Source organism: Candidatus Ponderosibacter sp. Uisw_141_02 (genome assembly GCF_048087665.1).
Classification (GTDB): domain Bacteria; phylum Pseudomonadota; class Alphaproteobacteria; order Puniceispirillales; family Puniceispirillaceae; genus UBA3439.
The window spans coordinates 1,812,606-1,832,449 of record NZ_CP159807.1 but is presented as its reverse complement, the minus strand read 5'-3'; the positions used below and the strand labels follow the sequence as shown (position 1 = coordinate 1,832,449).

Here is a 19,844-nt window from a genome sequence, read left to right as displayed (position 1 = left end):
CGGAGGGTGAAATGACAAAGAATTTTGATGAAGCCGCCTATCTTCAGCGCCGTGCTGCGAATGAAGCCAAATTAACCGAAGCGGGTGTCTATGGCCCGCAAATGGAACATGACGCTTGTGGTGTTGGTTTCGTGGCGGCACAAGATGGCAAGCCTAACCGCGCTGTTGTCGAATCAGCGATCGAGGCGTTGCAGGCAATCTGGCATCGTGGTGCGGTCGATGCTGATGGCATGACTGGCGATGGTGCCGGTATTCATATTGAAATTCCACGCGACTTTTTTATCGAACATATCGCGCGCACCGGCCATGATGATGATGGCGGCAGGTTGGCGGTTGGCATGGTGTTTTTGCCGCGTACCGATTTGGGCGCGCAGGAACGCTGCCGCTGTATTGTCGAGCAAGAAATTCTAGCTGTCGGACACAGCGTCTATGGTTGGCGACAGGTACCGGTAGATATCAAGGCGCTTGGCACAAAGGCAATTGCGACGCGTCCAGAAATTGAACAGATCATGTTTTCGATGCCGGTCGAAATGGATGCCGCCGAAGCTGAACGCCAGCTCTATCTGGTGCGCCGCCGGATCGAAAAAGCCGTTATCAAACATATGATCAATGATTTTTATCTTTGTTCACTATCCAGCCGGTCGATCATTTATAAAGGCATGTTCCTTGCCGAGCAGGTAACAGCTTTTTTCCCAGATTTGCTTGATCAGCGCTTTGTGTCGTCTTTTGCAATTTATCATCAGCGCTATTCGACCAACACCATGCCAACTTGGAAATTGGCGCAGCCATTCCGCGTTTTGGCGCATAATGGTGAAATCAACACCATTCGTGGCAATCAAAATTGGATGAGCTGTCATGAGGACCGCATGGAATCGACTTTGTTTGGCGATGCAATTGGGGATTTAAAGCCGGTTGTTGCCAATGGCAGTTCGGATTCGGCAGCGCTTGACGCGGTATTTGAATTGCTGCTTCACGGTGGGCGGCAATTGCCAATGGTGAAAACCATGATGATCCCCGAGGCCATTGATGTTGGCAGCGATCACCCGCGTGCCAAGCTGTATGCCTATTGCAATTCGGTTATGGAACCATGGGATGGTCCGGCGGCGATTGCGGCCTATGCTGGTGATTGGGTCGTTGCCGGTCTTGACCGTAACGGATTGCGCCCGCTTCGTTATGTGGTGACGCATGACGGGCTTGTTATTGCGGGTTCAGAAACCGGAATGGTTGTTGTTCCCGATACCAAAATTGCCGAACGTGGGCGGCTTGGACCGGGTCAGATGATCGGTATCAATCTTGCCGAAGGCCGTCTTTATAAAGATGGCGAGTTGAAAGACGCTTTGACCAAGAAATGCGACTGGAGCAAATGGATTGGCCGCGCCAAGCAGATGGATTCGCTATTGGCGAATTCAACTGGTAAAGCCAGCCAGCCTCTCACCAAGACCGAAACCCGTCGCCGTCAGATGATGGCTGGCTGGACAATGGAAGATATGGAACTGGTTTTGCAGCCAATGGCGCAAACCGGCAAAGAAGCCATTGGATCAATGGGTGATGATACGCCGCTTGCCGTTTTGTCAAACCGCTATCGTGGCCTGCATCATTTCTTCCGGCAGAATTTCTCGCAAGTGACCAACCCGCCAATCGACTCGCTTCGTGAACGTCACGTGATGACGCTGCGGACACGGCTTGGTAATCTTGGCAATATTCTGGATGAAGCGCCCGAGCAATGCGATCATCTGGTATTGAATTCACCTGTTTTAACGGTGCCAGAGTGGGATGCGCTATGCCGCTATGTTGGAAAAAAGGCGGCCGAAATTGATTGTAGTTTTGACAATGACGGGTCTGAGACTGCCTTTACCGATGCGCTAGAGCGAATTCAGGCCGAGGCCGAAGAAGCCGTTCGGTCAGGTTGTGAGCATGTGATGCTGACCGACCGAAATGTGTCGGAAAACCGGGTCCCAATGCCAATGATTTTGGCAACAGGCGCGGTTCACTCGCACCTTGTCAGGCAGCAATTGCGCACATTTACATCGGTCAATGTGGCTAGCGGTGAATGTCTTGACGTCCATCATTTTGCTGTTTTGATCGGGGTTGGTGCAACCACGGTAAACGCCTATGTTGCCGAAGCGGCGATTGCCGAGCGGCATGAGCGCGGCTTGCTTGTTGGCATGGAACTTCGTGATGCGGTTGGTAATTTCGTAAAGGCAGTCGAAGAAGGCTTGCTGAAAATCATGTCAAAAATGGGCATTTCAGTGATTGCCTCTTATCGTGGTGGTTATAATTTTGAGGCACTTGGCCTGTCACGGTCATTGGTTGCAGATTATTTCCCACCAATGTCGTCGCGTATTTCCGGTCTTGGTCTGAAAGGCATCGCAACGAGGGTTATTGAGATGCATAACAAGGCCTTTGCCAATGATGATGTGCATTTGCCGGTTGGTGGGTTTTTCCGCTATCGCAAATCTGGCGAACGTCATGCCTTTGACGGGCAATTGATCCATGCAATGCAACATGCTTGCGATACCGGATCTTTTGAAAGCTGGAAAAAATATTCATCGCTGGTCAATGATCAGGGGCCAATCAATCTTCGTGATTTGATGGCGTTCAAGGCGGCTGGTGAGGCAGTTGAGATTGACCGTGTCGAATCAATTACCAACATCCGTAAACGGTTGGTCTCACCGGGCATTTCGCTTGGCGCGCTAAGCCCCGAGGCGCATGAAACCCTGTCGATTGCGATGAATCGTATCGGAGCTAAATCGGATTCGGGCGAGGGTGGCGAAGATCCGGCGCGTTTCAAGCTTCGCGAAAATGGCGATAATCCGTCAAGCGCGATCAAGCAAATTGCATCGGGCCGGTTTGGTGTCACTGCCGAATATCTGAATAATTGTGAAGAGATCGAAATAAAGGTTGCGCAAGGCGCCAAGCCTGGCGAGGGCGGCCAATTGCCTGGAATCAAGGTTGATAGCCTGATCGCAAAATTGCGCCATTCAACCCCGGGTGTGACATTGATTTCACCGCCACCGCATCACGATATCTATTCAATCGAGGATTTGGCGCAGCTGATCTATGATCTAAAACAGATCAACCCAGATGCAAAGGTTTGCGTCAAGCTGGTGGCTTCGACCGGTATCGGCACAATTGCCGCCGGTGTTGCCAAGGCCAAGGCGGATTCGATTTTGGTTTCAGGCCATGGTGGCGGCACTGGTGCCAGCCCGCAATCATCAATCAAATATGCCGGTTTGCCGTGGGAAATGGGTCTATCTGAAGTGCATCAAGTGCTGTCGATGAATGACCTTCGCAACAAGGTTGTGCTGCGAACCGATGGTGGATTAAAAACAGGCCGCGATGTCGTGATGGCAGCGATGCTTGGCGCTGATGAATATGGCATTGGCACATCATCATTGATCGCAATGGGCTGTATCATGGTTCGGCAATGTCATTCCAACACCTGTCCGGTCGGCGTTTGCACGCAGCGAGATGATCTGCGGGCGAAATTTGAAGGCACGCCGGAAAAGGTGGTTCAGCTATTTACCCATCTAGCCGAGGAAGTTCGCGAAATTCTAGCGAGTCTTGGCTTTACCACATTGCAGCAAGTGATCGGCCGTACCGATTTGCTGACGCAGGTAAGCCGTGGTGATGCCGCGCTTGATGACCTTGATCTTAACCCCATTCTGGTTCGGGCTGACAGCAAAGATGAATTGGTCAGCAGCCGTGGCGGTGCCCGTACCGAAGTGCCGGACACGCTGGATGCGCAAATGGTTGTTGATGCCAAGCTTGCGCTTGAAAACGGATCCAAGATGCAATTGTCGTACAATGTTGAAAACACCCAGCGGGCCATTGGTACAAGGCTGTCGTCGCATATTGTGCGGCGGTTTGGCATGACCGGTCTTCGTGAAGGGCATATTCTTGTCCGGCTTCGTGGCTCGGCAGGCCAGTCTTTGGGTGCTTTTGCGACGCAAGGTCTTCGCCTTGATGTGATTGGTGATGCCAACGACTATGTTGGCAAAGGCTTATCAGGTGGCATGATTGTCGTTCGGCCATCAGTGGCAGTTGGGTTTGTTGCTAGTGCCAACACCATCATCGGCAATACGGTTCTTTATGGCGCGACTTCAGGCAAGATGTTTGCGGCGGGTCAGGCTGGCGAGCGCTTATGTGTTCGTAATTCGGGTGCAACGGCAGTTGTCGAAGGAAGCGGGTCGAACGCTTGTGAATATATGACTGGTGGCAATGTTGTGATCCTTGGCGAGGTTGGTGACAATTTCGGCGCTGGCATGACTGGCGGCATGGCCTTTATCTATGACGAGGCTGGTAATTTTGGATCACGGGTAAATCGGGAAAGCCTGCAGCTTTTCCGGATTGCGCATCCGCATTGGGAAAACAAGCTTCGTGATCTTGTTGCCGAACATGCACGCGAAACCGAAAGTGCCCTTGCCGCACGCATCTTGAACCAGTGGGAAAAGGCCTTGCAGAATTTCTGGCAGGTCGTTCCAACCGAAATCATTCCGGTTTTGGATGTGCCGCTTACGCTTGAGGATGATCTGTCCGAAACGGCGTAATCATTGATTTCAATGGCCATGCAAAAGCCAATTGTGTCTGTTGCTACTTTTCTATAAAGCATAATCATGTTCAAGATTACGCAGCAAACACAGGCAGATAGTCAGGTCATCGAAGCATTGATGACCGAGGCGTTTGGGCCAAATCGGTATGATCGGTCGGTCTGGGCGTTGCGCCCGGGGGCGCCGGTTGTCGCATTATGTCTTGTTGGCTATGACGATGATCAAGCCGTTGGATCATTGCGGTTCTGGGAAGTCATGTTGAATGATGAATCCATTTTGCTGCTTGGCCCGCTTGCGGTGCAGCCTCATGTTCGCGGCAAAGGCTTTGGCCGACAATTGGTTCAAGAGGGAATGCGGCTTGCACGGCTAGGGCAATGGCGGATTGTTCTAGTGTCAGGCGAGCCTGATTATTATCCGAAATTTGGATTTGTGCCTGCGGCTGGCTATGATCTTGACTGGCCCGGCTTTGTCGAGCCGGAACGGTTGCAATTTTGCGAGCTGGTGCCGGGTGCGTTGGCAAGCTTGCCGTCAAGCGGGCTTGTTGTTCGGGGTATTACGCCGCCAGCATAATATGTTACCAGTATAAAATGCTATGTGAACGACGGCCGATCTTGGCCGCAATTGATGGTAAGGGGTTTTCGGGTTCATGCGGGTTTTGCATCACTATCAATTGTCAGCATCGTCGCGTTTTATCCGGCTTGTGCTTGCCGAACGCGGTCTGATGGTTTTGCCAAAGCTGGAAATTCCGTGGCAGCGTAGCGAAGATTTCCTGACGCTTAATCCGGCGGGTGATGTACCAGTTTTGGTCACTGAAGATGGGCTTGCCATCAGTGGCGGAATGGTGATCGCTGAATTTATCGAAGAAACCGAAGATTCGAGCCAGCATAATTTGTTATGGGGTGAAGCACCAGCGCGTGCCGAAATTCGCCGTCTTGTGCATTGGTTTGAATATAAATTTAGCCGCGAAGTCGGAACACCGCTATTGTCTGAGCGCGTTATCAAACGGTTTTCTGGTGAAGGCACAACATCATCGGTGGTGATGCGGGCGGCGATGAGCAATCTGCAAATTCATCTTGATTATATTGACTGGCTGGCCGAACAGGGGAACTGGCTAACTGGCAGGCAAATATCGCTTGCCGATCTGGCCGCCGCTGCGCATTTGTCGGTTCTCGATTTCCTCGGTGATATTGATTGGAGCCGCCACCCCGAAGCCAAAAGCTGGTACGCCAAAATGAAATCACGCCCATCATTCCGCGATCTTCTTGCCGATCAGGTTGTTGGTTTGACCCCGCCAGACCATTATTGCGACCTCGATTTTTAGAGATTTAGCGCGGCTATTTCGGGTCAAGCTGATCAAGCAGCATCACCAAAACCGTTTCGAGAAGGCGTAATTGTGCTGGTTCGGAAAACCGGTGCGTTGCGCTTTTGTCGAAATGCAGAACAACATCATCAGATTGCAAGCAATCGGCAAGCCTTGTTGCGGTTTGCCATGGCACTTCGGCATCATTCATGCCCTGCAAAAGGCGAACCGGTGCAGTGATCGCCAAAGGCGCACGAAGCCGCAAATACTGGCGGCCATCTTCGATCAAATGATAGGGATAGATAACCGGATCATCGGCATAGGGATTTTCCATCACGATCTGGCCATCATTTTTCATCTTGTTGCGTTGATCATCATCAAGCGGTTGCCAGATCAAATCTTCGGTAAAATCGGGGGCGGCTGCAATGCCGATCAGCCCCGCAATCCGGTTGGGCCGTGCCAGCGCGACATTCAGCATGATCCAGCCCCCAAGTGAAGATCCAACAAGGATTTGAGGGCCCGTGGTTAGATCGTCAAGAACGGCAATCGCATCACGCGTCCAATCGGAAATATTGGTTTCCAGAAAGGCACCATCTGACTGGCCATGCCCGCTATAGTCAAACCGCAAAAAGGCACGTCCCTGTTGTTGTGCCCAGCTTTCAAGGAACAATGCCTTGCTGCCATCCATGTCCGAGCCATGTCCGCATAAAAAGATGATCCCGGGCGTTTTGCCGGCAAGTCTGTTATAGGCGATTTTGCCTGATTGGTTTATGCTGTGCCATGCAAGAGATTGCATTTTTTTCACTTTCATGATCTGGCATTTGCCGGTTTTCGTCTCATTACATCTTGACCAAACTAGCAAACGATAGCCATTTATAAGGCCAATGATAGTAGCACCAAAATCGAAATTGTTGAAACAACGCCAAGGCGACGCGCCAACGATTGTACAAATTCTGCCAGCGATGATTCGTGGCGGTGTTGAACGTGGCACGGTTGAAATGGCCGACGCAATTCAAAAACATGGTGGCCGCGCGATTGTTATTTCGCGCGGTGGGCCAATGGTGCGGCATCTCGATCGTCTTGGGGCGAAGCATTATCAGCTTGATGTTCATACCAAAAACCCGTTTCGTTGGCCGCAAGTTCGTCGCCGGTTAAAAGCAATTCTGAGCCGTGAAAATGCTGATCTTGTGCATGTTCGCTCGCGTGTGCCAGCGTGGATTGCGCTGCCAGCCGCAGCGGCGCTTGGCATTGCGACGGTAAGCACGGTTCATGGGCGGTTTATCGCCTTATCGGCATTAAAGCGGATGTATAATCGCAAATTGTTGAAAACCGATCATGTGATTGCAATTTCGAACTATGTGAAAGATTTGATCACCAGCCAATATGTCGATGTCAAAGAGCGCTTGACGGTGGTGCATCGCGGTGTCGATGTTGATTTATTCAACCCCGACAATGTGAATCAAACCCGAATTGTTAATTTTGTCGAAGGCTTGGCTATCCCTGAAGATGTGCCGGTGATTATGCTTCCGGCGCGCGCTACGATGTGGAAAGGGCACCGGATCTTATTGCAGGCTCTAGCCAAGATCAAAGACCGACCTTTCATCTGTTTGATGATTGGTGCTGGTGATGGCAAGCCTGCTTTCGTGTCTGAATTGGTGCGGTATGGCCAGCAATTGGGGCTTGAAGGTCGGTTTCGACTGACCCCGCTTGTTGATGATATGCCGGCAGCCTTGATGGTTGCCGATGTGGTTGTAATGCCGTCAATCACGCCAGAGCCGTTTGGCCGTGTTGCGCTCGAAGCACAGGCAATGGGTCGCCCCGTCGTGGCCTTTGATCATGGCGGGGCAACCGAATCCATTCGGCATGGTGAAACTGGCTGGCTGGCGGTTCCAGGTGATGCTGACAGCCTTGCGGTGGCATTGCAGACCGCGCTTGATCTAGGTTCACGCAAACGCAAAACGCTTGCCACTACGGCAAGGCAGCATATCGAAGCCAATTTTTCGACCGAGACCATGTGTCGGCAAACGATCAAAATCTATCGGCGGGTGCTGGATAGGGCGGCGGCGAACCGGAACACAAAATCATAAATTGATGATTTGGGAATGTTAATTTTGCGGCAGTGGTGCCGGTGATGCCATGCGCCTGCCTTGATGGCCAGAGAGGTGGCGTTCAATTTGGCTATAGATTTGCACGCTGAGCCACCAGTGTACTTGAGTTTCGGCAAGGGTGCGGCTATGGTCTGCCAAGTTTGTGGCGAAGCGGCTAACTAGCCGTTGGCTCCATCGATAGTAAGAGGTTTTTTACAATAATGCCAAATATCACGCTTCCAGATGGATCGCAGCGATCATATGACCAGCCGGTAACACCAGCAGCAATTGCTGCCGATATCGGGCCGGGTCTTGCCAAGGCTGCATTGCTTGCCGTTGTTGACGACGCTGAATGGGATTTGACCCGTCCAATCGAAAATGATGCGCGGCTGTCACTGGTCACGGCCAAAGACGAACAGGCGTTGGCTTTATTGCGCCATGATTGCGCGCATGTCATGGCCGAAGCGGTGTTGGAATTATTCCCCGAAACACAGGTCACGATCGGTCCGGCGATTGAAAATGGATTCTATTATGATTTCCATCGTGAAACGGCCTTTAGCGAAGATGATCTTGCCAGCATTGAAAAGCGGATGCATGAGATTGTTGACCGTGACGAGCCAATTATCCGCAATGTCTGGACGCGCGATGAAGCGGTGGCTTTCTATAAAAAGAATAACGAGCCTTTCAAAATAGAACTGGTCGAGGCGATCCCTGCCGATCAAACCGTCACTTTCTATCAGCAGGGTGATTTCATTGATCTTTGCCGCGGCCCACATTTGCCATCAACGGGCAAACTGGGTCATGCTTTCAAATTGATGAAAGTTGCCGGTGCCTATTGGCGCGGCGACTCAACCCGGCCGATGCTGCAACGGATTTACGGCACGGCATGGGTCACTGAAAAAGATTTGGCAGCCTATCTTCATATGCTGGAAGAGGCCGAGAAACGCGACCATCGCAAATTGGGGCGTCAGCTTGGCCTGTTTCATTTGCAAGAAGAAGCGGCTGGTTCGGTTTTCTGGCACGCCAAGGGGTGGGTGCTGTATCGTGAAATCGAAGCTTATGTTCGCCGCCGTCTTGATGCGGCTGGCTATAGCGAAGTGAAAACCCCGCAGCTTGTTGATCGCAGCCTGTGGGAGGCCTCTGGCCATTGGGAAAAATTCGGTGAGAATATGTTCACCGCCCAATCTGAAGATGAACGAACTTTGGCACTCAAACCGATGAATTGCCCATGCCATGTGCAGATTTTCCGGCAGGGCATCAAATCATACCGTGACTTGCCATTGCGGATGGCCGAATTTGGATCTTGCCATCGCAATGAGCCATCAGGTGCCTTGCATGGCATCATGCGGGTACGCGCTTTTACGCAGGATGATGCGCATATCTTTTGTACCGAAGACCAGATTACGGCTGAATCGGTGAAATTCTGTTCGCTGTTGCAATCAATCTATGCTGATTTTGGGTTTCATGATGTTCGGGTGAAATTTTCTGACCGGCCGGAAGTGCGCGCTGGTGATGATGCCACTTGGGATCGTGCCGAAGCGGCGCTGACCGATGCGACAAAGGCGGCAAAGCTGGATACGATTTTAAATCCGGGTGAGGGTGCTTTTTACGGGCCAAAGCTTGAATTTGTGCTTCGTGATGCGATTGGTCGTGATTGGCAATGCGGTACCTTGCAGGTTGATTTTGTGCTGCCTGACCGGTTGGACGCCGAATATGTTGGCGAAGATGGTAATCGCCATCGTCCGGTGATGTTGCATCGTGCTATTTTGGGATCAATGGAACGCTGGATTGGCATTTTGATTGAACAATATGCGGGTCGTATGCCAGCATGGTTGGCACCGGTGCAGATTGTGGTGGCGTCGATTACTGTTCAGGCCAATGATTATGCCCGCGAAGTTGCCGCCGCCGCTGCCGATCTTGGCTTGCGTGTCGAAACCGATCTTCGCAATGAAAAGATCAGCTATAAGGTGCGTGAACATAGCGTGATGAAGGTGCCCTTTATTTTGGCGGTTGGCGGACGCGAAGCCGAAGCCAGAACGGTTGCATTGCGCCGTCTTGGATCAAATGAGCAGCAGGTTATTGATATGGCCGAAGCGCTGGCGACATTGCAAAGCGAGAGTCTTGCCCCGGATATGGTTGCAAAGCCCTAGATAGACGCTGAAAAAACGCATAACGGACGGTTACCTGTTGGTTAAATCGAAAAAACTGGTATCAATCCGCTGTTTTTGGTAATGAAGAAGCTGTTTAGACCTTGGCGATACTGGTTTGAACAAATTTGAATCTTTTTGACCGCTATAGGAGAGTTAAATAGCACGTCCACATAGTAATACGCCGCCCGTTTTGGACGGCCCACGCGTGAATGGCGCCATCCGTGCGCCAAAAGTACGCTGCATTGATCCAGAAGGTGCCCAGCTTGGGGTTCTAGATACATCAGATGCAATACGTCAGGCCGAAGAATTCGGCCTTGATTTGGTTGAGGTGCAACCCAATGTTGACCCGCCAGTGTGCAAAATTCTTGATTACGGCAAATATAAATATGAAGCGCAGAAACGCGCCAATGAAGCGCGTAAGAAGCAAAAGATTATCGAGGTCAAAGAAATCAAGCTTCGTCCGAATATTGACGAGCATGATTATCAGGTCAAAATGCGCAGTGTGCAAAAATTCCTGAGTGGCGGCGATAAGGTGAAAGTAACGCTTCGTTTCCGTGGCCGTGAAATGGCACACCAGGATCTTGGTGCCATCGTTTTGACTCGGGTTCGCAACGAAACTGACGAATTTGCCAAGGTCGAGGCGATGCCAAAAATGGAAGGTCGCCAGATGATTATGGTTTTGGCACCAAAATAAGGCCAAAGCTAGACTATGACCCGCTGTTGAGACTTTGACGATCAATAGGATCAGGGCTTGATTCCGCAAGTCTTTCCCTATATAACCCGCTTATTTAGCGTTTAATATCGCGTCCGGGCCTGAAAAATCAGGGCATGCCCGGCCGGTTTATCGCTTTTCCGCCGAAATCCCTGGATTGAACGTGGAACAAGCTTCCTTTTAAGAAGAAAGAGGTCAAAATGCCCAAGATGAAGACCAAAAGCGGTGCGAAAAAGAGATTTCGCCTGACCGCAAATGGCAAGGTTCGCGGCTCCGCCGCCTTCCTAAGCCATAACCTACGTCGCCGTTCCCAGAAAATGAAACGTCAAGCTCGTGGCACCATGATCTTGTGCGATGCGGATGCGCGCATCGTTAAACGTTTCCTTCCATACGCTTAACGGAGGCTGGTAAATGGCACGCGTTAAAAGAGGTACCACGACTCACGCCCGGCACGCCAAGGTAATCAAGGCGGCTAAAGGCTATTACGGACGTCGTAAAAACACATTCAGAACCGCTACCCAAGCCGTTGATAAGGCACGTCAATATGCCTATCGTGACCGGCGTGTGCGGAAGCGGGAGTTCCGCGCTTTATGGATCCAGCGGATCAATGCCGCTGCACGCCTATATGGTGTAACCTATTCACAGATGATGGGTGGCCTGATCAAAGCCGGAATCGAAGTCGATCGCAAAATGCTTGCTGATCTGGCGGTGAATGAGCCACGCGCATTTGAGGCCCTGGTAGAGCGGTCAAAAGCGGCAAGCTAGGGATCTTCCCAAAATACGAGACGACAGACGAGCCGTTGTGTTGACCGGTGCCAGAAAAAATGATTGGTTTTGACCATGATTGATCTGGCCACTGCGATCACGGCGGCTCGTTTTTTTCAAGCCCACTTCTTTTTGAATCATATGACGACCGATGGTGAAATATAATGCAAAGCCTTGATGCCGTATCTTCAGAAATCATTGACGCCATTGGTGCCGCAGATAGCCTTGATGCGCTTGAGGCAATTCGCATTGACGCGCTTGGGAAAAAAGGCCGCATTTCATTGATGATGCGCGATCTTGGCGGCATTGATGCTGAAGCGCGCAAACAGGCAGGTCAGGCACTGAATAAGGCCAAGGACGAGATCGCCGCGGCAATTGAAGCCAAACAGACGCTGCTGGCATCAGCAGCGCTGAATGCAAGACTATCCGCCGAACGGTTGGATGTAAGCTTGCCAAGTCGACCCGAAATTGATGCACGGCTTCACCCCTTGTCACGCACCATTGAAGAAGTGATCGCCATTTTTGCCGAAATGGGGTTTGAGGTTGCCGAAGGCCCAGATATCGAATCTGACTATTATAATTTCACCGCGTTGAATATTCCTCCCGAACACCCCGCGCGTCAGGAGCATGACACCTTTTATTTGCCAGCCGATGCCAATGGCAAACGCAAGGTGCTTCGCACGCACACCTCGCCGGTGCAGATTCGGACAATGGAGGCTAATGAGCCACCAATCCGCATCATTGTTCCCGGACGCACCTATCGGTCGGACCATGACGCCACACATTCGCCGATGTTTCATCAATGTGAAGGGCTGGTCATTGGCGACGGCATTCATATGGGGCATCTCAAAGGCTGTTTGATTGATTTCTGCCGTACCTTTTTTGGCGTTGATGATTTGCCAGTGCGGTTTCGGCCAAGCTATTTCCCCTTTACCGAGCCATCCGCCGAAGTTGATATTGGCTGTACCCGCAATAATGGTGCGCTGAAAATTGGCGCTGGTGATGATTGGTTGGAAATTCTCGGATCGGGCATGGTCAATCCACGCGTTTTAGAAAATTGCGGCTATGATCCGGAAAAATATCAAGGATTTGCCTTTGGTATGGGGATTGAACGGATTGCGATGCTGAAATATGGCATCCCCGATCTTCGCACATTTTACGATAGCGATTTGCGCTGGATGCGCCATTACGGCTTTTTGCCATTTGATGCGCCGTCAATTCATGCCGGTCTTGCTGGGGGGGCTGTCTGATGAAATTCACCCGCGACTGGCTGTTCAGCCATCTTGAAACCGATCGGCCGCTGGCTGAGATCTTGGACGTTCTGCCCATGCTTGGGCTGGAAGTCGAATCAGTTGTCGATCGTGCGGTTGCCTTGGCACCATTTGTGATTGCCGCAGTGACCTCGGCTGAGCAACATCCCAATGCTGATAAATTGCGCGTCTGCATGGTCAATATTGGTGCTGGTGATCCTGTTCAGGTGGTTTGTGGCGCGCCGAATGCACGCGCTGGCATGAAGGGTGTTTTTGCGCCGGTTGGTGCCTATGTTCCCGGAATTGATCTGACGCTGAAAACCGGTGAGATTCGCGGCGAGCTGTCAAATGGCATGCTATGTTCGGAACGCGAAATGCAGCTATCGGATGAACATGATGGCATTATCGATCTGGCGGCAGATGCCCCTGTTGGCGCATCATTTGCCGTCTATGCTGGGCTTGATGACCCGATTATCGAAATTGCGATCACGCCCAACCGGGCTGATTGTCTTGGCGTTCGCGGTGTTGCACGCGATCTGGCAGCGGCTGGTTATGGCCAGTTAAAGCCAATTGATACAAGCCCGCTTGAAGGCAGCTTTGACAGCCCGATATCATGGGATCTGAATCTGGCAGCCGATGAGGCGCATCTATGCCCATTAGTATCAGGCCGTGCCTTTACCGGATTGAAAAATGGCAGCAGTCCTGCATGGATGGCAAACCGCCTAACCGCCATTGGCCAACGGCCAATCAGCGCGTTGGTCGACATTACCAATTATGTGATGGTCGATCTTGGCCGCCCGCTTCATGCCTATGACATTGAAAAAATTGATGGCGGCAAATTGATCATTGGTCGGGCAAAACCCGGCCAGACCATGACCGCGCTAAATGAAAAAACCTATGATCTTGACGAAGATATGCTGGTGATTGGCGATGCCAATGGCCCTGATGATCTTGCTGGCATCATGGGTGGTGAGCGGTCTGGCGTGAGTGATGCTACCGATAAGATGTTTCTGGAAATTGCGATTTTTGATCAGATTGCCGTTGCCACAACGGGTCGCAAGCTCAATATCCATTCAGATGCCCGTTTTCGCTTTGAACGTGGTCTTGATGTGACATCACCGGAATGGGCGTCAGGCTATGTGGCGCGATTAGTGATGGATATTTGTGGCGGACAGGCAAGCCATATGGTGATTGCCGGTGACGGTGCCGACTGGAAGCGCGAACTTTTTCTGGCAAGCGACAAGGTTGAACGGCTGACTGGCATGATTGTGCCAAAGGCGCGCCAGACCGAAATTCTGGAAAATCTTGGCTTTACGGTTCGCGAAGATGCGGCTGGCCTGCAGGTGAACCCGCCACCATGGCGCGGTGATATTGACGGCGCTGCCGACCTTGTTGAAGAGATTAGCCGGATTTATGGATTTGATCATTTGCCGATGGTGCATTTGCCGCGTGAACATGTTGTTGCCCAGCCAGCGGTGAATATGGCACAGGCACGTCCATTGCGGCTGCGCCGTGCGATGGCCGAACGTGGTTTGACCGAGGCGGTAACATTCTCTTTCCTTGCTGAAAAAGAAGCGGTGATGTTTGGTGGCGGTGATACCAGTCTGCGCTTGGTCAATCCGATTAGTGCTGATCTGTCAATCATGCGCCCATCGGCCTTGCCAAATCTCTTGTCGGCCGCCGCCCGCAACCAAGACCGGGGCGAAGCTGATATTGCGATGTTTGAGGTTGGGCCGGTCTTTCTTGGTGATGAGCCTGATCAGCAACGAACCGCTGTGGCGGCAATTCGGCATGGGGCAATGGCACCACGCGAATGGCATGGCAGCCGGCGTTCGGTTGATGTGTTTGATGCCAAGGCTGATGCCGAAGCGGCGCTGGTGGTTCTTGGTGTGCGGCGTGGCAGCTTGCAAATCGAATCCGGCGGGCCTGATTATTTTCATCCGGGTCGTTGTGGCCGGTTGCTGCAAGGCCGGTCTTTGCTGGCGCAATTTGGTGAATTGCATCCGCAAGTGGCGGCGCATTTCGGGCTCCGAAATACGCTTGTCGGTTTTGAGCTGTTTTTAGAAGATGTGCCATTGGCAAAATCACGCGGGCCTGCGCGTTCCTATCTGAAAATGTCACCTTTCCAGCCGGTCAGTCGTGATTTTGCATTCATTCTTGATGACGATGTACCGGCAAGCCAGCTTCTTCGTGCGGTAAAATCGGCAGCTGGGCCCTTGGTAAGTGATATTCAGCTATTTGACGTTTATCAGGGTAAAAATATTCGCAACGGTCAAAAGTCGCTTGCCGTTAACATTACCTTGACGCCACAAAAAGCGACATTGAGCGAAGCTGAAATCGAGGCCATTAGTGATGCGGTCATCGCCGCTGCTGGCAAGAATTGTGGTGCCGTTCTTCGTGGATAGCGCGGCCCGCTTGCCTAAGTCAAATCCCTCGATCACGCTAATCAATCCAATTGGATTAGACCTTCGATCTGCGATCTTATCCAAGATGACTTATTTGGAAAAAACAGCTGTGTGATTTGCGAGAAAAACCAATTATTTTTGTCTGTTTCAGTGCGAATTTGCATTTATTGAGTTTTTTTCATAAATTTCTTCTTCCGCAAGTCTAAAAAATCGTATTTTAAAGCCAAAAATGACGTTGCTCGATTGAGTATTAATAAAATGTTATCTTTTTTGTTTAACTAGCGCAGTTTGGTTTCTGCCATCGGATGGCATGCCCACATTCATATAGCCTAAATCAAAATATCTATGACATGATCTCCAGCTCGGGTGACGGGAATAACCCGCTGACATCGGCCCCTGACGCAAGCTTATTCAAAATGTCTTCTTCATAGGCTATGCGTGCCAGCGATGCCGCAAGCACAGCGTCGGCGCGTGCCAGAGGGACAACTGTTACGCCATCATCATCGCCAAGAATGATATCACCTGGCATAACCGCAACACCGCCACAGCTAATCCGGTCATCAATCGAGCCGCCCCAGCCTTTATGCGGGCCAGCTGGCGACAGGGCGCTGAGATAAACTGGCAATCCCATTTCGCGCATTTCAGCAGCGTCACGCGCCGCGCCATCAAGAACAACACCATTGATATCTCGCAATTTAGCGCGGGTGTTCAAAATACCGCCCCAGACAGCGCGGTCATCATAATTGGCAGCGTCAATCACCAACACCTCATTTGGCCGCAACCGGCCAATGACCTCATGCAGCGCCGCATTATCACCAGCAAGAACGGCAACGGTGCGTGCCTGTCCGGCCATTGTCATGCCCGGTGACAGTGGCGAAATGCGCCCAGCCATTACATTTTGACGGTTCATGACATCACCAGCAATGGCAGGTGGTATCGTTGCCCATTGTGCTAGTTTTTCGACAGAAAGAGGCGTGAATTCATTGGGAAAGATTTGAACAGGCATTTATCTACTCCGTGGCAAAGCCATTTCCAGGACGGGTATATTCAGGGCGGGGCGGACTGAAAACATCAAGGATCACTGCACCAGCGGGCCCGCCGATAACGCCATGCTCAACACCGCCGGGGCTGCACCAGAAATCACCTTTTTGAACGTGAATTTCTTCGCCATCTTGGATGCGGATTGCGCTTCCCTCAATCATGACACCCCATTGTTCTTGCGGGTGGCTATGGATCGCACCAACGGCATTTGGGGCGATGCGAACAACGGATAACATTGCCTGATCACCGGGGAAAATACGCGTTGTGATGCCGTCAACAAGGGTGCGGGTAATGCCCTGTTCCATCGCATCAATATTGAAAAAATTTGTCTCTTTTTGGCTCATCATGACCTCACGGAAAAAGGGGGTAAATCGTCCCGACGAACGGGCCGTTTTTGGCTTTGATAATGATTTAGACCTGCCAGGGTGACAACGTCTGCAACATTTTGGGGCTGGCCGAAAGGCGAAATCAAGCAGATTCGACCAAAACCATTATTCTTGTGCAAAATTTGTTATTGGTGAAGGTGCTTGACAAGGGCTGGTGACGCGCCATGCAGGCGCGTCATACCCATTGTGAAAAGGGTGTCACTATCATATCCGTCATTTTGATGATCGCCATCACCAGCATCACAAAAAACAGCATTGACAGTGGTAATTTCACTAATGTAATAATATAACATATCACTTTGTGAAAGGTGATCCAAAAGCTGATTTAATAGACAGGTTACAGAATTGATCACAGTTTGGCCGATGATTTGGCCATACATTGGTCTTTTACGAATGACGGCTTGCTAGCTGGTGTAAAATGGGAGGAATGGCGAAATGGCGATGGCGCGAAAAGCGATCAAGGGCGTAATGGCAATTGGGCTATTTTGTACCTTTTCGATAATGCCGGTGAAAATGATGATGGCAGATCAAAAGCCATTATCAATTGTGGCATCGATCAGGCCAGTTCACGCGCTTGTTGCCGGGGTGATGGGCGATCTTGGTACGCCGCATTTGCTGCTTGCTGCGCCGGCATCAGCGCATCATTTTACCCTGAAACCATCGCAAGCGCGCGCTTTGCAAAATGCCGATATCGTATTTTGGATTGGCCCCGGGATGGAACAACCCCTTACAAAGGCGCTTGCCACGCTTGCTGCCGATGCGCAATCAGTGGCGCTGGATGATAGTGCCGGTCTTGTTCTTTTTGATTTTGATGATGACGGGCATGATGGCCATGGCACAAAAGGCAAGCATAATGACCATGACGGGCATGATGGCCATGGCACGAAAGACAAGCATAATGACCATGACGGGCATGATGGCCATGGCACGAAAGACAAGCATAATGACCATGACGGGCATGATGGCCATGGCACGAAAGACAAGCATAATGACCATGGTGGGCATGGCGGGCATGGTGAGCATGGCATTAATCCGCATATCTGGCTTGACCCGTTTAATGCACAAATCATGCTTGGGGTGATTGCCGATCACCTTGGCAAGGCCGATCCGGTCAATGCCAAAACCTATCAAGCCAATGCCGATGTGATGCGCCAGAACCTTGTGCAGTTGCAAATCGATATCGCCCGCCAGTTAGCACCATTTGCCGAATCTGAATTTCTGGTACTGCATGATGCTCATATTTATTTTGAACGGCGGTTTGGCATGCGTGCACATGGTGCCATTACCATCGAACCTGATGTGATGCCAACCGCAGCAAAAATCAAGAAATTGCGGCATGATCTCAAATCACATCCGATGGATTGTATTTTCAGCGAGCCGTTTTTAGGACAAAAGGCCTTGGGTTTGATTAACGAAGGAATCGATATCCCAATTGGCCATCTGGATCCGCTTGGCAATCAATTGCCAGCAGGGGCATCGCTTTATGCCGATCTTTTGAAAAGCTATGCCGCGGCCTTTAAAGCCTGTCTTGCGCGATAGAAAGCACAGCCAGTTAGCGTTTATCAGCGATGATCATATCGGCGGCTTTTTCGGCAATCATGATTGTTGGGGCGTTGGTATTACCCGACACTAATGTTGGCATGATTGACGCATCAACAACCCGCAGCCCGTCAATCCCATAAACGCAAAGCCGTTTATCAACAACATCGCCTGATTTTGCATCTGGCCCCATGCGGCAGGTCGATACCGGATGATACAGCGTCACGCCGGTTTCGCGCGCATAGGCCAGAAGCGCGTTATCACTATCAAGATCTCTCCCCGGCCGCATTTCAGCTTCCACAAGCGGTGCCATGTGATCGCTTTGCATGATCGCGCGGGCGATTTTCATACCCACAACATGAACGCGACAATCTTCTTCGCAGCTAAGATAATTTTGCTGGATCTCGGGTGCTATCATCGGGTTGGGTGATTTGATATGAACCGAACCACGACTTTCGGGTCGAAGCTGGCAAGGGCCAAAGGTCATGCCCGGGAATTTATCAAAAACGCGCTTGGCCGGATTGGCAAAGCTGGCATGGGCAATGTGATATTGAATATCCGGCCCCGCCAAACCATCGCGTGAGCGAACAAAGCCGCTAAGCACGCCGGCAGGAAGGCTAAGAAGGCCACGCCGGGTGAATCCATAACGCAGAATTTCCGCGGCAAGCCCAAGGCCATGGGCGCGATTATTCAGCGAAATATTGCGTTGTAACCGCCATGATAGACGCGAAATATAATGGTCGGTCAGATGACTGCCAACGCCAGATAACTCATGCCGAACCTCGATTGCGTGACGGCGAAGATGCTCAGGCGCGCCAATGCCCGATAGTTCCAGAATTTGCGGCGATTGAATGGCACCTGCCGATAAAATCACCTCGCGTCCCGCTTTAATATGATGCGATTTGCCATGTTGGTTGTAATGAATCCCGTCGGCGCGTTTGCCGGCAAGGCTGATTTTGGTAACATGCGCATGCGTGATGATGCGCAGGTTTGGCCGTTTTCGGGCTGGCTGCAGATAGGCTTTTTTGGCGGAAAAGCGAAGCCCGTTTTTCTGCGTAACCTGATAATAGCCAAAGCCATCCTGACTGGCGCCATTATAGTCATGATTGCGCGTATAGCCCAGCGTTTCAGCAGCATCAATCACCATATCCAACGCTTCATACCGGGTGCGAACCGGTGCCACATTCAATGGCCCACCAACGCCGCGAAGGGTGCTGTCAAAACCTTCATCACCTTTGCCAAGCTGTTCGCAATTTTCGGCTTTGCGGAAATAGGGCAAAACATCGTCATAAGACCAGCCAAGATTGCCGCGCTGCGCCCAGCCATCATAATCAGCCGCCTGTCCACGAACATATAGCATCGCATTAATCGCCGATGATCCACCAAGAACCTTGCCGCGCGGAATGGCGATGCGCCGATTGCCGCTGCTGTCTTCGGGTTCGGTTTCAAACATCCAATTCATTGCCGGATTGACCATTGTTTTAATATAGCCAGCCGGAATATGGATTAGCGGGTTAAGGTCTTCGCCGCCCGCCTCAAGAAGAACAACGTGACAATCAGGATCAGCACTGAGGCGCGCTGCCAGCACACAGCCTGCCGACCCGCCACCAATGATGATATAATCGGGATGATTTTGATCCAATGACATGACTCAACCCC

At 51.3% G+C, this 19,844-nt stretch carries 16 protein-coding genes; 11 read left to right on the top strand and 5 right to left on the bottom strand.

The features are described from left to right. Positions 1 to 11 precede the first annotated feature (11 nt). From gltB to ABXT40_RS09120, 3 genes are all read left to right on the top strand, one after another. Positions 12 to 4,550, top strand: coding sequence for a glutamate synthase large subunit (gene gltB, locus ABXT40_RS09130; RefSeq protein ID WP_443645305.1), 4,539 nt, complete (start codon positions 12 to 14; stop codon positions 4,548 to 4,550). A 66-nt stretch (positions 4,551 to 4,616) separates the two neighbouring features. Beyond that, complete coding sequence (locus ABXT40_RS09125) at positions 4,617 to 5,120, top strand: GNAT family N-acetyltransferase (RefSeq protein WP_443645304.1); 504 nt, start codon at positions 4,617 to 4,619, stop codon at positions 5,118 to 5,120. Positions 5,121 to 5,196: 76 nt separating this feature from the next. Beyond that, positions 5,197 to 5,871, top strand: a complete 675-nt coding sequence (locus ABXT40_RS09120) for a glutathione S-transferase family protein (RefSeq protein WP_443645303.1) — start codon at positions 5,197 to 5,199, stop codon at positions 5,869 to 5,871. A gap of 13 nt (positions 5,872 to 5,884) precedes the next feature. Here the strand turns inward: ABXT40_RS09120 and ABXT40_RS09115 are convergent, their stop codons facing one another. Continuing rightward, positions 5,885 to 6,646, bottom strand: coding sequence for an alpha/beta hydrolase family protein (locus ABXT40_RS09115; RefSeq protein WP_443645302.1), 762 nt, complete (start codon positions 6,644 to 6,646; stop codon positions 5,885 to 5,887). An 88-nt stretch (positions 6,647 to 6,734) separates the two neighbouring features. Between ABXT40_RS09115 and ABXT40_RS09110 the strand changes: the two genes are divergently transcribed. The 7 genes from ABXT40_RS09110 to pheT all read left to right on the top strand — a co-directional run bounded on the left by ABXT40_RS09110 (position 6,735) and on the right by pheT (position 15,219). After that, entirely contained in the window at positions 6,735 to 7,937 is a 1,203-nt protein-coding gene (locus ABXT40_RS09110) for a glycosyltransferase family 4 protein (protein ID WP_443645301.1), read from the top strand. Positions 7,938 to 8,158: 221 nt separating this feature from the next. Continuing rightward, positions 8,159 to 10,087, top strand: coding sequence for a threonine--tRNA ligase (thrS, locus tag ABXT40_RS09105; RefSeq protein ID WP_443645300.1), 1,929 nt, complete (start codon positions 8,159 to 8,161; stop codon positions 10,085 to 10,087). 205 nt (positions 10,088 to 10,292) lie between these two features. Next, on the top strand, positions 10,293 to 10,781 hold the full coding sequence (gene infC, locus ABXT40_RS09100; protein ID WP_443645299.1) for a translation initiation factor IF-3: 489 nt from the start codon (positions 10,293 to 10,295) through the stop codon (positions 10,779 to 10,781). A gap of 218 nt (positions 10,782 to 10,999) precedes the next feature. Beyond that, entirely contained in the window at positions 11,000 to 11,197 is a 198-nt protein-coding gene (rpmI, locus tag ABXT40_RS09095) for a 50S ribosomal protein L35 (protein ID WP_443645298.1), read from the top strand. Between the two features lie 13 nt (positions 11,198 to 11,210). Beyond that, the gene (rplT, locus tag ABXT40_RS09090) at positions 11,211 to 11,564 is read left to right on the top strand and encodes a 50S ribosomal protein L20 (protein WP_443645297.1); all 354 of its coding nucleotides are present in this window, start codon (positions 11,211 to 11,213) and stop codon (positions 11,562 to 11,564) included. A 164-nt stretch (positions 11,565 to 11,728) separates the two neighbouring features. After that, positions 11,729 to 12,814 carry a phenylalanine--tRNA ligase subunit alpha gene (gene pheS / locus ABXT40_RS09085; RefSeq protein WP_443645296.1) on the top strand — a complete coding sequence of 362 codons (1,086 nt, stop codon included), beginning with the start codon at positions 11,729 to 11,731 and terminating at the stop codon, positions 12,812 to 12,814. Continuing rightward, positions 12,814 to 15,219: a phenylalanine--tRNA ligase subunit beta gene (pheT, locus tag ABXT40_RS09080; RefSeq protein WP_443645295.1), complete on the top strand. Its 2,406-nt coding sequence runs from the start codon at positions 12,814 to 12,816 to the stop codon at positions 15,217 to 15,219. Before pheS ends, pheT begins: the two co-directional genes overlap by 1 nt. A gap of 343 nt (positions 15,220 to 15,562) precedes the next feature. Here the strand turns inward: pheT and ABXT40_RS09075 are convergent, their stop codons facing one another. From ABXT40_RS09075 to ABXT40_RS09065, 3 genes are all read right to left on the bottom strand, one after another. Further along, positions 15,563 to 16,225 (bottom strand): RraA family protein, encoded by a 663-nt coding sequence (locus ABXT40_RS09075; RefSeq protein ID WP_443645294.1) that lies wholly within the window; start codon positions 16,223 to 16,225, stop codon positions 15,563 to 15,565. Positions 16,226 to 16,229: 4 nt separating this feature from the next. After that, positions 16,230 to 16,604: a cupin domain-containing protein gene (locus ABXT40_RS09070; protein ID WP_443645293.1), complete on the bottom strand. Its 375-nt coding sequence runs from the start codon at positions 16,602 to 16,604 to the stop codon at positions 16,230 to 16,232. A gap of 167 nt (positions 16,605 to 16,771) precedes the next feature. Next, the gene (locus ABXT40_RS09065; protein ID WP_443645292.1) at positions 16,772 to 16,939 is read right to left on the bottom strand and encodes a hypothetical protein; all 168 of its coding nucleotides are present in this window, start codon (positions 16,937 to 16,939) and stop codon (positions 16,772 to 16,774) included. A 148-nt stretch (positions 16,940 to 17,087) separates the two neighbouring features. Here ABXT40_RS09065 and ABXT40_RS09060 point away from each other — a divergent pair, with 148 nt between their 5' ends. Next, positions 17,088 to 18,185, top strand: coding sequence for a zinc ABC transporter substrate-binding protein (locus tag ABXT40_RS09060; protein ID WP_443645291.1), 1,098 nt, complete (start codon positions 17,088 to 17,090; stop codon positions 18,183 to 18,185). A gap of 13 nt (positions 18,186 to 18,198) precedes the next feature. On the opposite strand, the gene ABXT40_RS09055 is transcribed toward ABXT40_RS09060, so the two are convergent. After that, a complete protein-coding gene (locus ABXT40_RS09055; protein ID WP_443645290.1) occupies positions 18,199 to 19,833 on the bottom strand; it encodes a GMC family oxidoreductase in 1,635 nt (544 codons plus the stop codon). Positions 19,834 to 19,844: the final 11 nt, after the last annotated feature.

Excerpts from the sequence above, each read along its gene's own strand:
- gltB (WP_443645305.1), top strand. The coding sequence starts at position 12 with ATGACAAAGAATTTTGATGAAGCCGCCTATCTTCAGCGCCGTGCTGCG.
- ABXT40_RS09125 (WP_443645304.1), top strand. The coding sequence starts at position 4,617 with ATGTTCAAGATTACGCAGCAAACACAGGCAGATAGTCAGGTCATCGAA.
- ABXT40_RS09120 (WP_443645303.1), top strand. The coding sequence starts at position 5,197 with ATGCGGGTTTTGCATCACTATCAATTGTCAGCATCGTCGCGTTTTATC.
- ABXT40_RS09115 (WP_443645302.1), bottom strand. The coding sequence starts at position 6,646 with ATGCAATCTCTTGCATGGCACAGCATAAACCAATCAGGCAAAATCGCC.
- ABXT40_RS09110 (WP_443645301.1), top strand. The coding sequence starts at position 6,735 with ATGATAGTAGCACCAAAATCGAAATTGTTGAAACAACGCCAAGGCGAC.
- thrS (WP_443645300.1), top strand. The coding sequence starts at position 8,159 with ATGCCAAATATCACGCTTCCAGATGGATCGCAGCGATCATATGACCAG.
- rpmI (WP_443645298.1), top strand. The coding sequence starts at position 11,000 with ATGCCCAAGATGAAGACCAAAAGCGGTGCGAAAAAGAGATTTCGCCTG.
- rplT (WP_443645297.1), top strand. The coding sequence starts at position 11,211 with ATGGCACGCGTTAAAAGAGGTACCACGACTCACGCCCGGCACGCCAAG.
- pheS (WP_443645296.1), top strand. The coding sequence starts at position 11,729 with ATGCAAAGCCTTGATGCCGTATCTTCAGAAATCATTGACGCCATTGGT.
- pheT (WP_443645295.1), top strand. The coding sequence starts at position 12,814 with ATGAAATTCACCCGCGACTGGCTGTTCAGCCATCTTGAAACCGATCGG.
- ABXT40_RS09075 (WP_443645294.1), bottom strand. The coding sequence starts at position 16,225 with ATGCCTGTTCAAATCTTTCCCAATGAATTCACGCCTCTTTCTGTCGAA.
- ABXT40_RS09070 (WP_443645293.1), bottom strand. The coding sequence starts at position 16,604 with ATGAGCCAAAAAGAGACAAATTTTTTCAATATTGATGCGATGGAACAG.
- ABXT40_RS09065 (WP_443645292.1), bottom strand. The coding sequence starts at position 16,939 with ATGTTATATTATTACATTAGTGAAATTACCACTGTCAATGCTGTTTTT.
- ABXT40_RS09060 (WP_443645291.1), top strand. The coding sequence starts at position 17,088 with ATGGCGCGAAAAGCGATCAAGGGCGTAATGGCAATTGGGCTATTTTGT.
- ABXT40_RS09055 (WP_443645290.1), bottom strand. The coding sequence starts at position 19,833 with ATGTCATTGGATCAAAATCATCCCGATTATATCATCATTGGTGGCGGG.